Source organism: Citrobacter sp. Cpo221 (assembly GCF_030332345.1).
GTDB lineage: Bacteria > Pseudomonadota > Gammaproteobacteria > Enterobacterales > Enterobacteriaceae > Citrobacter > Citrobacter portucalensis.
In genome coordinates this window covers 1-12,915 of sequence record NZ_JAOWIA010000058.1, presented here as the reverse complement: position 1 = coordinate 12,915, position 12,915 = coordinate 1, and the positions used below count along the sequence as shown (strand labels likewise).

Below are 12,915 nucleotides of genomic sequence, written 5' to 3'. Positions count from 1 at the left end.
GTGAAGGTTGTTACCCCATCGCCCGGTTAACGACTTCGTGGTAACGCGCGGGCGAACTGTGCACATATATTTCGGTTACTTTGATAGTGCTGTGACCCAATAAATCTTTGATGGTGTGAATGTCGGCCCCGCTCTCAATGAGCTTTGTCGCAAAGGTATGACGCATCTCATGGATGGTGAACGGTGGAATACCCGCAGCCTCACAAAGTCGTTTTTGCAGGCGACGTGGCTCAGCAACCGGATTGTCGGTTCCCTTGCCCGGAAATACCCAGCCTTCATCACCCAGATGCTGACGCTGTTCTGTCAGAAGAACGAAAGCCTTATCACATACCGGTACACGGCGTAGTTTGCCGTTTTTGGTATGGCGAAGGGTGATAACCTTGCGGCTCCAGTCCACATCTTCAAGACGAAGGTGACGGGTTTCCCCCAGACGCAGCCCCGTCAGGGCAAGGAACATGAGAAGAGCAAGGGCTTCATGATCGGGTTTACCATTACGCCAGCACTCACAGACTTCCATCCAGCGCTGAAGCTGGGAGTCATCCATGGCGCGGCGATCTGACGTCACTTCAGGCAGCGCTTTGATATAAAGCGCCGGAGAGCGGCTGATGTATCCCATGCGTATAGCCCAGGTAAACACCGCTTTAATGAGCGCCAGATGGCGGTTGCGGGTGGCAGGCTTGAGATCGAGATTATGCAGATAGCTCAGAATATCTGCCTCCGTCATACCTGCCAGCTTTTTGTCACCGAGAAGAGGGCGCAGGTATTTACGGATCTTAGAAAGGTCGGTGTTAGCTGAACGCTTAACGCCCGTGTTAAGTACGCATTTCACATACTGTTCCACAAGTTCATTAAACGTTATTTTGCTGTGCGTAAGAAAACGCTCACCATAAGTCTCAACGGAAGCCTTAAGCTCCTGAATTATTTTAAAGGCATGTTCCCTTGCGTTATTAATGGAAAATTCAGGGTAACTTCCTACTGCAACGTAAACATTCTTTCCGCGAATACTTTTGCGGACAATAAACTTAATGCGTCCGGATGAGTGGAATATAGCCTTAAGCCCGGTACATTTTGTATCGCTGGCTTCGATAGTCCGGCCAGTTTGTATTGCACGGGTTTTACACTCATCAAAAAAAGCTTTAGTGAATGCCTCTCTTTGATTCTTTGGGCTGCGATGTCGGGCCATTGGTTCAACACAGCAATCATCAACGTCAACGCTGGTTTTGATGTTTTGCGCTGACTTACAAAAACGACCATCCACAGAATCAACATCATTCTGTTTCATTGTCAGCGTTATTAGGTTTAAAGAACTATCGGGTTTCATAATGCATACATCTCGCTCAATTAATACAAATTAAGGGTATTGAGTTAGATGCTGGCCAGCACATGAAGCGAATAGTATTGGCAGAAATACTGAAGTGCAAATCACCGACTCTGACATTTTGGTGAGAAAAGCACGCGTTAAAGAGGCCTGTTTGCCCCCTTAATCTCCTGAAAGTGCCACTCCCCCACTTTCAGGCCTGAACGTCGTTTCTCTCCATAAATAATATCGATTATGGGGTGTTGCTTGTTTTTTGAACTATTTAAGGCGTTTTGTGATTGAGAAAATAAGTAAGAAAATCAATAGCAATTGTGCGCAAGCGTTCTCTCATTTTCAGTTAAAACAGCTCATGCTAATTTGCTTACAAAATGCTGCAAATCGGAAAAAAACGGGATTTAACGCCAGCCCACCACTAAATTTAAGGGCATAATCCAGAACAAGCAAACAACGTAAAAAAAATGTAACTAAAAGTCATTTGAAAACATATTATCAATATGAATCAATTACTTATGGAGATAATCATGTTTAAACTCACGACCCCCACCAGTCTTCCCCTTCTCAACCTGCCCGCCTCCGCACTGGCGTCCCTCAGCAATGAAATTCTTGGACCCGTCGATGATATCGACCTGTTTACCGCCTTCTGGAACGAAACGGGAACCCTGCTCTGGCATCTCAACCACGATGACACACTCCCCGAAGACCCGCTGCTGGCAGTGGCACTGGCTAACCCTGAATACGTCACCGCGCTTGATGATGGCTGGTATCTCCTGCTCGGCATCGTCTGCGATAACGGACAGGGTATCTATCTGGTGTTCCCGGACACAACCGTTATCACTCAACTCCGGAACCTGATTGAGGCGCTGAACCATGAGTAAGAAAAAAATCGCTACCGAAGCCGCCGTCACCGAAAACTATACCGTGTTCTACAGTGGGGACGCCGAGAAAATCAGTCCCCACAGTAAGGGTCTGCTGACGTATGAGCTGGGTAAAGAGGGTGAAACCGGAAGCCTTGCCCTGCGTTTAACCGCCAATGGCGAAGGGGGCCTGTTCTCCCGTGAATGGATAGCGCTTGATGCGATTCACGCCATTCTGGAACAGCAGCCAGACAGCTTTCCGTCCCGTGTATTTCGCCCACTGTTTGGTCAGGGCAGCACCAATAACGCCGGGTTTCTTGCTGCTGTGCTCAGAAGTCCGGATATCTGCCTTATCGAAGCGGACAGCAGCAGACTCTTTATGCACCGCTGCTATGCCGACTGGCAGCATCGTATGACGCAGCTTGCTGCGCTCAGCCAGGACTAACCCCGCTTTTTCTGTGTTCTGTTAACCAAAAATCAGGAAATTCACTATGTCATCACCCGTAATATTGCAGGGCGGCTATGTGTTGCCTCTCTCCCGGTCGTTTACCCAACTGCTTCTGGATATCCTCGCGCAAAAACCGCCTCATCGTCACCCCATCACCGGATTAACCATTAACTTCCGTGACCCTGAATACTCACCGGAAAAGGGCGGCTGGCATCCGGTCGAAATACGCCTCATCCCTGCCGGAGAAGACTGGCAGCTCGATTACGTCACCGATTTTCACTATGCAGGGCATCCATGGCCTGAGCTTGAAAAAGATGTCGATGTGAGCTGGACGCAACAATACACGTGGCTTTCCCGTTGTGGCGATATCTCTCATGTCGACGCCCGTGAGTTCTGGTCGCTATGGGAAAGTAACTTTATGGCTTACCACGATATGGGGGTTTTCACGGTCCGTACGTTGTGGGAAAGCTGAGTGTTCACTACGTTTCCCCCGCATCCCCCCTCTCCCCCGTAGTAAGGAATTGATTGTTATGTACCGGCTTCTGCTGCTGAACTTCGTGGATTCTTTTATCGATAACTGCATTCTCTCCTGCGTCGATGAACCGGCTTACGGTGGTATCGTGCAGTGCGAACTGCTTTTTGGCCTTGCCGCACACAGCGGTATCTATGTGGGTAACGGCGATATTGTTCATCTTGATGGCGATGGAACCGTTATCAAAAGTAAGGCTAAAGGGTTTCTTGACCGGCTCGATGGCTGGAACTCCGCTATCTCGGTGTATACCGACTGTATGGATTTGACGCCTCAGGGTTGTGCGCAGGCCGCTGAACGGGCAAAGGCGGCAGTGGGTCAGCGCTATCCTTATAGCCTGCTCGACTTTAACTGCCACCGGTTTACTGCCCGCTGCGTTACCGGCGATTCGTGCCCTGATATCTGGCTTGCCAGACACCTTGATTCTTTTCAGAAAGGGGACCGATGGCGCGTATGGCAACGATGAAAGCCAGCCGTTGCAGGCAACGTGTCACCGGACAGGGAGAACGGCTTATCCGGCTGACCATGGTGCTGTTTTACGGTCAGACAATATCTGTTCGCTACATCATCCGGCAGTTTGACGTGTCTCCCCGCACAGCAAGACGGGACCTCGCTCAACTGGCCTTTGTGCTGGAATCCGCTGGCCCTCACCGCTGGCGACTGGCTCCCTCGCTGAAACCCTGACTTTTTTCTCTGTCGGACATCTCCTGACCACTCCGTATGGCAGGCTGTCTCCGCTTTTCAATCCATAAGGGAACATGATGAAAATTTTAAAACTGTTAACCGCCGCAATTCTGCTTTCCGCCTTCAGCCACAGCGCGTTCGCCGACGAGCAGGCTGACGCTCAGATGATTACCAATTCGACCTTCTGCGCGATGTACTCCACCCGCCTGACCCAGACCAGCGACAGCGGCCTTCAGTTAAAAGGCGTCAATCTCAATGCCCGCATCAACGGACCGGTATTCAACAGGGTACTTCAGGTGATGAACAAGACCTATGGCAGAACCTGGCTCGAATCAAATGCCCGTAACGGCAGCATGACCGCCATGCAACTTTCGCAGTCGGAGCTTCTGTATAACCCGGAATATGCCCGGCAGTGCGATGCCTTTGCGGATAAAGTGGAAAAGGAATGGCGCGGAAAGTAATCCCGACGCGTTATACCTCTATCCGGTGAACAGAAACCTGCTTTCGGGCAGGTTTTTTTTACTTTTTTGTTTTTCAGGCGGACAAGCCCTGTCCGGTGGCTTCCTTAAACTGTCAGGTCCAATATCTGCAATGAGGTGAAATATGGCTACCTACCGACACGACCCCGACCTTGAGTTTCTGCGCCACTGCCATCGTGACGATCTGGATTTACTGGTTTCTGTGCTTATCTGCGATCCGAAAGACGGACTGGCACGCATCACGGAAACGCTGACCTATGATCCTCAGTATAAAAAACACAAGCCCAACCACCCGCGCTACTGGGATGCCATTGCCGCCGAGGTTCAGACGTTTGGGGCGAACAGCTTTGCCACGCTGCTCCGCTGGGGTAAAGGGGTGCTGTACCGGGAAATTCTCACCGATGCCTGCGATAAAATGAAGGTGAACTACAACAACAAATCCAGTGTTGAAACCATTGAAATGAATCTGCTGATGAAGATCCTGGAGAAAAGTCTTGAGAAGATGACGCCTGACCAGCTAAAGACCGTGGCGGAAGAATTGCAGACAGGCTACAGCAACCCCACGCCGGAGTTGCTGACCATGGCAATCCAGGCGGGGATAAAAACATCCGGGTTTGCGGCCTATCAGATGGCACTTGTTGTCACAAATGGTGTGGCGAAAGCCCTGTTAGGCAGAGGGCTGACCGTTGCAGGAAATGCCATGCTGACGCGTACCATGGGCGCTTTTGCCGGTCCCGTGGGCTGGGTGCTCAGTTCTCTCTGGCTGCTGATTGATTTAGCCGGTCCCGCATACCGGGTGACGCTACCATCCTGCATTTTTATTGCCTACATGCGCCAGAAGCATCTTTATTCACCTGAGAATACTGACGTTTAGCACTTACATTTAAGGTATTCAGACTTTAAAAAACTTCAGAGGGCGGACAAATCCTGTCCGCTACTGCTGGCATTATTTCCCGGCTAAATTCGGAAATGATGTATGACGCTGATAACACAAGAAAACGAACATGACAGACTGGCAACCCGCCTTTCCATCATCCTGAGCCGTTTGTTTCAGGGTGAAAAGCTGCATATCGGGACGCTGGCAGAAGAATTTGGAGTGACGACGCGAACGCTGCGACGGGATTTCAACGTCCGTCTGACGTACCTTGATATTGAACAGAGCAACGGCGTGTATCAGCTTGCTTCGCATTACTTTCGTCGCCGCACGGAACGGGATATGAAGATACTGGCGAGACTGCTGCATCTTGACCGTCTGTTACCCGCGATGGACGCCAAACTGCTGAGCCTGATGCTTGACGGGGAACGCCCCTCGCCCTACAGGATTATGCTACCGGAGCCGCGCCAGAAACCCACGCTGTTCGGTGATTTCAGCAGACTGACGCTCGCCATACTTAACCAGACCCGGGTGCGTATCAGAACCGACGAAAACGTCAGCCATACCGTTCATCCCTACCGTCTGCTTTGCAGCCATGCGGAGTGGTTTCTTGCCGGATGTACGTCATCGGGCGTGTTCGTTATTTCCCTGTCCCGAATCAGGCTGGTTGAGGTATTACCGGATACAACGTTTGAGATCGATAACACACTCATTTCGCTGATTGAACAGTCTGACTTTATGGAAGCCTTACCCCACATGAACATTATTCATCAGATAATGCATTACGGGAGTAAACAGACGAATAATCGTAATTAAAATCACAACATATTATTAGTGATGATTAAATCACATTAACATGATAAGTGAGAAAGTTATGATTATCGATAAAGAATACGCACTTGTAGATGCGACCGCAAGACTTAACACTGACCTGAGGGATTATGAACATGAAATAAACAACGCCGCCATTATAACATTTGGCAATGACCTCATTGAGGTAATCGTATATCAGTTCAGCTTTATCATCAGCATCAGGGCAGAGGGTGAAAAAATAAAGCACGGCCTTCTTGTTAACTTCGGTAAAAATATAGCAAGACAGGTTTCATCACTTTGTGCATCCGCAATGCGAGTCTACCCGAATGAAAAACACAAACCGAGCCGTCAGCTTTTCCATTGCATAAATTAGTTTGTACAAAGACTGTACTACCGACACGCAATAAATTAAAATAGGCCAGCTAATATAACATATGAGGTTTATGATGGCTGGCCAGTATGAAAAAGCAATAACGATAAAACAAGCGATAGATTCAATTAATTTACGCCACTATCTTCTGCCTGCAATTCAGAGGAAGTTCGTCTGGAGCAGCAGTCAAATATGTTTGCTGTTTGATTCCATCATGCGAGACTACCCGATAAACTCTTTCATGATGTGGGATATCCGTAGTGCCAGTATTAAAAACGATTACAAATTCTATGAATTCCTGAAAGAATACTGTCAGCGATTTAATGAAGAAAACCCCTGCGTAGCAACAAATGCTGGATTTCATGATTTCAAGGCGGTGATTGATGGTCAGCAGCGTCTCACATCATTATATATTGGATTGTGTGGAACGTATGCGTATAAACAGCCCCGGATGTGGTGGCCTTCGGCACAGGATGATCGCATCCTGCCACCCAGAAAGCTTTACGTCGATTTAACAGCGCCACTTAAGTCAGACGACGAACTCATGATGAAGTACAACTTCAGGTTCCTCACCGAGAAGCAATACGCTGATTCACTTACAGACAACAAACATCACTGGTTCTGCCTGCACGAAATATTCAAATACGAGCAACATGATTCTCCGGATGATATTTTATTTAACGTTGTCGAACCAGAACTCGAAAAAAGAGGACTCATTTCCAGTGAGTTTTCCAGAAAAACTCTGCTGAGACTTTATACAAAAATAAGAACTGAGAACATCATCCACTACTTCAATGAGAGTAGTCAGGATATTGACCATGTGCTGGATGTTTTCATACGCACGAACAGCGGGGGCACAAAACTTGAGTTCTCCGACTTACTGATGTCAATAGCGGTAGCGCACTGGCAGGGGGATTTCAGAAGAGAACTGGATGAACTGACAAAAAATATTTATCAGAACAACGAGATGGGGTTTTATATTGAAAGAGACTGGTTCTTAAAAACCAGCCTGATGCTTATTGACTCTGACGTCCGGTTCAAAGTAAAAAACTTCACTTCAGAGGAGGTCGGTAAGATACAACAGCAATGGTCTGAAATAAAATCCTGTATCAAGGAGACCTTTATTCTTATCAGGCGATTCGGCATCAATCCACAGTCTTTGATATCTAAAAATGCAGTCATTCCTGTGGTCTACTGGCTTTACAAAAAGCAAACCAGTGGATATCCATTATATACAACGATTAATCTCCTGAATAAAAACCACAATGAACGCTCAGTAATTAGCCAGTGGTTTTACATGGTACTTCTGAAAGGGATCTTTGGAAGCCAGGCCGATGCGCTACTCACGAGCATCAGAGATGTAATGAAAAATAGTCTTTCAGATATTCATTTTCCTCTTGAGAAGATTATTGACAGATATAAAGGCTCGAATAAGGACCTCAGATTTGACGACGAATACATCGAAAGCCTTCTCAATATCAGATATGGCGAAGGTCGTTGCCGCGCACTATTGCATCTTCTGTTCCCTGAAATGAATCCGACCGAGGTGTTTCATATTGATCACCTTCACCCAAGAAATCATTTTTCAAAGAAATATCTTAAAAAATTAGATTATGTTGCGAATTCACCAAAAAATCTAGGCTTTTATGAAAACCCGGAACACTGGGACACCATACCGAATCTTCATTTACTGAATCACTCTCAGAATATAAGTAAACAGGATACATCCCTGAAACAATGGCTATCTCATTCATCAAACAACTATACGCCATCAATGTTGTTAGTTTCAGATGACAATATTGAGTTCAGTCGCTTCCCGGAATTCTACAATGAGCGAAGAAACGCCCTGAAGCAAAGACTGCTGAATCGGGTATTTCTTACAACAAAAATAGATTCATCACCATCCACAATGGATACGGATGAAGAAATTCTCACCGACTGAACGTTCAGCCCCGATAGTATTGGGGCTTCAGTATTTATCGTCAGCACAACGTTTCTACTGGCCTGACTGAAAGAGTGTTGGCTACACAACCGGGCAAACGAACTCTCAGTGCAACGTATGACATACAAAGCCTGTCATCAATATGAAATTGCGATAAAATCGGGCCAATAACAGTACTTAAGAATCATACAACAGGATACAAAATGACAAGCCTTCAGCAGCGTGCAGAGCTACACCGTCAAATCTGGGCCATTGCCAATGATGTCAGAGGCTCCGTAGACGGATGGGATTTTAAACAGTATGTACTCGGTGCACTTTTCTACCGCTTCATCAGTGAGAATTTTTCCAGCTACATGGAAGCAGGGGATGAGAGCATACATTATGCAGCACTTGATGACAGCATCATTACCGATGACATCAAAGACGATGCCATCAGGACTAAAGGTTACTTCATATACCCGAGCCAGCTGTTCTGCAACGTTGCCGCTAAAGCTAACACCAACGACAGGCTGAATGCTGATTTAAACAGTATCTTCGTCGCTATTGAAAGCTCTGCCGGCACTGTTGCAAAGTTAGCGATGAGGCAGCCTTTTGTCTTATTCAAAGGCCTTACATTTCAAAAACTCTGCTTACCAGGCGCATTTCGCCCAGGGGATCACCATAATAAAATGCTGAGGCCTGGCCTTTGCGTAGTGCACGCATCACCTCAATACCTTTGATGGTGGCGTAAGCCGTCTTCATGGATTTAAATCCCAGCGTGGCGCCGATTATCCGTTTCAGTTTGCCATGATCGCATTCAATCACGTTGTTCCGGTACTTAATCTGTCGGTGTTCAACGTCAGACGGGCACCGGCCTTCGCGTTTGAGCAGAGCAAGCGCGCGACCATAGGCGGGCGCTTTATCCGTGTTGATGAATCGCGGGATCTGCCACTTCTTCACGTTGTTGAGGATTTTACCCAGAAACCGGTATGCAGCTTTGCTGTTACGACGGGAGGAGAGATAAAAATCGACAGTGCGGCCCCGGCTGTCGACGGCCCGGTACAGATACGCCCAGCGGCCATTGACCTTCACGTAGGTTTCATCCATGTGCCACGGGCAAAGATCGGAAGGGTTACGCCAGTACCAGCGCAGCCGTTTTTCCATTTCAGGCGCATAACGCTGAACCCAGCGGTAAATCGTGGAGTGATCGACATTCACTCCGCGTTCAGCCAGCATCTCCTGCAGCTCACGGTAACTGATGCCGTATTTGCAGTACCAGCGTACGGCCCACAGAATGATGTCACGCTGAAAATGCCGGCCTTTGAATGGGTTCATGTGCAGCTCCATCAGCAAAAGGGGATGATAAGTTTATCACCACCGACTATTTGCAACAGTGCCCTCATCATTTATATAAGATGTATATTAAATGCATCTTTAAAAACAGGCTATAACCCTTTCGGGGAGGGGGATTAAAATGAGAGGTGCGTCACAAAAATATTTTCATGACTAAGCTACTGATCGCTATCAGGAAATAACTGGAAACCGCGCTGCGCCGGGGCTGGCGCGTTAAATAATCCGAATGTCCTGCCGATAGATACACATCAGATTACACCAGCACTAAGGCCATTCATGTTTAAACGTATAAAAGTCATAACCCTTTTAATTACTGTTCTGATCGTTTTGGGTGCGATGCAGCTTATCGCAGCGGGCATCTTTATTAGCGCGCTCAATAACGACAAAGACAATTTTAACGTGTCGCAACTCTCCAGCCAGAACGTGGCGGAATTTACCGACGCGTGGAATAGCCTCAACCAGACGCACGTCACGCTGAACCGCGGCATGCTGCGCCTGCAAAGCAGCATGGCGAACCAGATCAACGGCGGTCAGCTGACCGAACTGGTCAACACGGCCAATACGCAGCTGGCGGACGCGAAAAGTCATTACGATAAATATTTTGCGCTGCCGGAAACGCCGGGCATGAATGAACCGCTCGTTGACCGTCTGGAAGAGCAGTATCGCATCTTTTCTTCGACGCTCGCGCAGATGAACAAGCTGCTGGCGGAAGGCAAGCTTGAAGAGATGTTCAAGCAGAACGCCGAGAAGAAGCAAAACGCGATGCAGGTGGTCTACCGCGAGTGGCGTGCCGAGCAGGCGAAGCTGGCCAGCCAGGGCGTGAAGGATAACGAAAGCGAGTACCAGCGCATTATGTGGATCCTCTCCGCCATTATGGTGCTGGTGCTGGCTGTGATTGTGATTAGCTGGGTGGCGATGCGCCGCGTGCTCCTGCTGCCGTTGCATGACGTCATGGGGCACATCCGCGCAATTGCCGCAGGCGATCTGACGCAGCCTATCGACGCCGACGGCAATAACGAAATGGCGCTGCTGGCGCGCAACGTACACGACATGCAGCAGTCGCTGGCCCGCACGGTCAGCACCGTGCGCGACAGCACCGACACCATCTTTACCGGCGCGAGCGAAATCTCTGCGGGCAGCAACGATCTCTCTTCGCGCACCGAGCAGCAGGCCGCGTCGCTGGAAGAAACCGCCGCCAGCATGGAAGAGCTCACCACAACGGTGAAACAGAACGCTGATAACGCCCGTCAGGCGACCCAGCTGGCGCGTACCGCGTCGGAAACCGCGCTGAAAGGCGGTGAAGTCGTGGATGGCGTCGTGCGCACCATGGATGAAATCGCCGCCAGCTCTAACCAGATTGCCCAGATAACCAACGTGATTGACGGTATCGCGTTCCAGACCAACATCCTCGCGCTCAACGCGGCGGTGGAAGCGGCGCGCGCCGGTGAGCAGGGCCGTGGTTTTGCGGTCGTGGCGGGTGAAGTTCGCACGCTGGCAAGCCGCAGCGCCCAGGCGGCGAAAGAGATCAAAGCGCTTATCGAGAACTCCGGCAACCGCGTTGACGCGGGTTCGCAGCTGGTGCGTGAAGCGGGTGAAACCATGAAAGAAGTGGTCGGTGCGGTAACGCGCGTGACCGATATCATGGGCGAAATCGCCTCCGCGTCCGATGAGCAGAGCCGTGGCATCGACCAGGTTGGCCTTGCGGTCTCCGAGATGGATAAAGTGACGCAGCAGAACGCCGCGCTGGTGGAAGAATCCGCCGCCGCCGCTGCCGCCCTGGAAGATCAGGCGGGCAAACTGAACGAGGCGGTCGCGGTGTTTAAACTCAACCGCGCCCAGTCCCGCATGGCGAGCGCCGCGCCGAAGGCGTCATCCTTCAGTGCGCCGGAGCCTGCGGTGAGCCTGAAAGCCGCCCCGGCCGGCGGCAGCGACAACTGGGAAAACTTCTGAGCCTTAAGGCCCGTCACTGACGGGCCTTTTTTTATGGCGTCTCCTGCGCGGCGCGCGCCGCTACCGGCACGATCTTTACCCGCACCGCCATCACCACGCCCAGCGCCAGCAGCGCGATGCCGGTCAGGGTGAGAAGCGGCGGCATACTCTGGCGCAGCAAAAAGGTATAGAGCAGCCCGGCCAGCGTTTCGAAAACAATCAGCGGCCCGAGGATCACCGTCGGCAGACGCTGGCTTGCGATATTCCAGCACAGCGCGCCAATCCATGAGCAGCACAGCGCGATAGCCACCATCAGCGCGATAAACACGCCGGGGCGCGGGCCGAAGGGCAGCGCGAAACCGCTGTCGCCCGCCGCCAGCCACAGGCACGCCGCAATATAACCCGCCAGTGAAACCGGCAGCGTCACCAGCCCCTGCGCGGTCGCCCACATCATCGGGTGTTTGTCGGGGTTTTCCCGCAGCCAGCGGGCGTTGCGCAGCGCATACCAGGCCCAGCAGATAACCGAGATGACCGCGAGCGCGATGCCGCTCCCGTAACGGGCGGGGGTGAAGCCCGGCAGGCCCTGGCGCAGCTCGGCAAAATTGACGCAGATAAGCCCGCAGAAAATCGGGTGATGCTGCCAACTTACTGATTTAGTGTATGATGGTGTTTTTGAGGTGCTCCAGTGGCTTCTGTTTCTATCAGCTGTCCCTCCTGTTCAGCTACTGACGGGGTGGTGCGTAACGGCAAAAGCACTGCCGGACATCAGCGCTATCTCTGCTCTCACTGCCGTAAAACATGGCAACTGCAGTTCACTTACACCGCTTCTCAACCCGGTACGCACCAGAAAATCATTGATATGGCCATGAATGGCGTTGGATGCCGGGCAACCGCCCGCATTATGGGCGTTGGCCTCAACACGATTTTACGTCACTTAAAAAACTCAGGCCGCAGTCGGTAACCTCGCGCATACAGCCGGGCAGTGACGTCATCGTCTGCGCGGAAATGGACGAACAGTGGGGCTATGTCGGGGCTAAATCGCGCCAGCGCTGGCTGTTTTACGCGTATGACAGGCTCCGGAAGACGGTTGTTGCGCACGTATTCGGTGAACGCACTATGGCGACGCTGGGGCGTCTTATGAGCCTGCTGTCACCCTTTGACGTGGTGATATGGATGACGGATGGCTGGCCGCTGTATGAATCCCGCCTGAAGGGAAAGCTGCACGTAATCAGCAAGCGATATACGCAGCGAATTGAGCGGCATAACCTGAATCTGAGGCAGCACCTGGCACGGCTGGGACGGAAGTCGCTGTCGTTCTCAAAATCGGTGGAGCTGCATGACAA

At 50.5% G+C, this 12,915-nt stretch carries 16 protein-coding genes and 1 pseudogene; 13 read left to right on the top strand and 4 right to left on the bottom strand.

Annotated elements, in window-relative coordinates:
- Positions 1-10: 10 nt before the first annotated feature.
- Positions 11-841, bottom strand: a complete 831-nt coding sequence (locus OGY72_RS17710) for a tyrosine-type recombinase/integrase (protein ID WP_437263556.1) — start codon at positions 839-841, stop codon at positions 11-13.
- Between the two features lie 131 nt (positions 842-972).
- Entirely contained in the window at positions 973-1,272 is a 300-nt protein-coding gene (locus OGY72_RS17705) for a hypothetical protein (RefSeq protein WP_286548568.1), read from the bottom strand.
- A gap of 567 nt (positions 1,273-1,839) precedes the next feature.
- Between OGY72_RS17705 and OGY72_RS17700 the strand changes: the two genes are divergently transcribed.
- From OGY72_RS17700 to OGY72_RS17650, 11 genes are all read left to right on the top strand, one after another.
- Positions 1,840-2,193: a hypothetical protein gene (locus OGY72_RS17700; protein WP_053520775.1), complete on the top strand. Its 354-nt coding sequence runs from the start codon at positions 1,840-1,842 to the stop codon at positions 2,191-2,193.
- Positions 2,186-2,617 carry a hypothetical protein gene (locus OGY72_RS17695; protein ID WP_286548566.1) on the top strand — a complete coding sequence of 144 codons (432 nt, stop codon included), beginning with the start codon at positions 2,186-2,188 and terminating at the stop codon, positions 2,615-2,617. Before OGY72_RS17700 ends, OGY72_RS17695 begins: the two co-directional genes overlap by 8 nt.
- A 46-nt stretch (positions 2,618-2,663) precedes the next feature.
- Entirely contained in the window at positions 2,664-3,092 is a 429-nt protein-coding gene (locus OGY72_RS17690) for a DUF2787 family protein (protein WP_049012548.1), read from the top strand.
- Positions 3,093-3,150: 58 nt separating this feature from the next.
- A complete protein-coding gene (locus tag OGY72_RS17685) occupies positions 3,151-3,615 on the top strand; it encodes a lecithin retinol acyltransferase family protein (RefSeq protein ID WP_023293479.1) in 465 nt (154 codons plus the stop codon).
- Positions 3,594-3,833 carry a DeoR family transcriptional regulator gene (locus OGY72_RS17680; RefSeq protein WP_042080396.1) on the top strand — a complete coding sequence of 80 codons (240 nt, stop codon included), beginning with the start codon at positions 3,594-3,596 and terminating at the stop codon, positions 3,831-3,833. Before OGY72_RS17685 ends, OGY72_RS17680 begins: the two co-directional genes overlap by 22 nt.
- 74 nt (positions 3,834-3,907) lie before the next feature.
- Positions 3,908-4,294, top strand: coding sequence for a hypothetical protein (locus OGY72_RS17675; protein ID WP_223863122.1), 387 nt, complete (start codon positions 3,908-3,910; stop codon positions 4,292-4,294).
- A gap of 142 nt (positions 4,295-4,436) precedes the next feature.
- Positions 4,437-5,186, top strand: coding sequence for a YaaW family protein (locus OGY72_RS17670; RefSeq protein WP_000257250.1), 750 nt, complete (start codon positions 4,437-4,439; stop codon positions 5,184-5,186).
- Positions 5,187-5,288: 102 nt separating this feature from the next.
- Positions 5,289-6,002: a helix-turn-helix transcriptional regulator gene (locus OGY72_RS17665; protein ID WP_182966429.1), complete on the top strand. Its 714-nt coding sequence runs from the start codon at positions 5,289-5,291 to the stop codon at positions 6,000-6,002.
- Positions 6,003-6,060: 58 nt separating this feature from the next.
- Positions 6,061-6,372 carry a hypothetical protein gene (locus tag OGY72_RS17660; protein WP_000582609.1) on the top strand — a complete coding sequence of 104 codons (312 nt, stop codon included), beginning with the start codon at positions 6,061-6,063 and terminating at the stop codon, positions 6,370-6,372.
- Positions 6,373-6,442: 70 nt separating this feature from the next.
- Complete coding sequence (locus tag OGY72_RS17655; RefSeq protein WP_286548562.1) at positions 6,443-8,311, top strand: DUF262 domain-containing protein; 1,869 nt, start codon at positions 6,443-6,445, stop codon at positions 8,309-8,311.
- A gap of 203 nt (positions 8,312-8,514) precedes the next feature.
- Positions 8,515-9,030: a type I restriction-modification system subunit M N-terminal domain-containing protein gene (locus OGY72_RS17650; RefSeq protein ID WP_286548560.1), complete on the top strand. Its 516-nt coding sequence runs from the start codon at positions 8,515-8,517 to the stop codon at positions 9,028-9,030.
- Here the strand turns inward: OGY72_RS17650 and OGY72_RS17645 are convergent.
- The gene (locus tag OGY72_RS17645) at positions 8,921-9,625 is read right to left on the bottom strand and encodes an IS6-like element IS26 family transposase (RefSeq protein WP_001067855.1); all 705 of its coding nucleotides are present in this window, start codon (positions 9,623-9,625) and stop codon (positions 8,921-8,923) included. The genes OGY72_RS17650 and OGY72_RS17645 overlap by 110 nt on opposite strands.
- 294 nt (positions 9,626-9,919) lie before the next feature.
- Here OGY72_RS17645 and OGY72_RS17640 point away from each other — a divergent pair, with 294 nt between their 5' ends.
- On the top strand, positions 9,920-11,593 hold the full coding sequence (locus OGY72_RS17640) for a methyl-accepting chemotaxis protein (protein WP_286548542.1): 1,674 nt from the start codon (positions 9,920-9,922) through the stop codon (positions 11,591-11,593).
- Positions 11,594-11,624: 31 nt separating this feature from the next.
- Here the strand turns inward: OGY72_RS17640 and OGY72_RS17635 are convergent.
- A pseudogene (locus OGY72_RS17635) lies at positions 11,625-12,200 on the bottom strand (DMT family transporter); the annotation flags it as partial.
- A 57-nt stretch (positions 12,201-12,257) separates the two neighbouring features.
- Between OGY72_RS17635 and OGY72_RS17630 the strand changes: the two are divergent.
- Positions 12,258-12,915, top strand: a protein-coding gene (locus tag OGY72_RS17630; protein WP_249362192.1) for an IS1-like element IS1A family transposase whose coding sequence is annotated in 2 segments (ribosomal slippage) — positions 12,258-12,507 and positions 12,507-12,915 — 659 coding nt annotated over the 2 segments. Because the reading frame shifts where the segments join, the coding sequence is not laid out codon by codon here. This gene is flagged as partial in the annotation.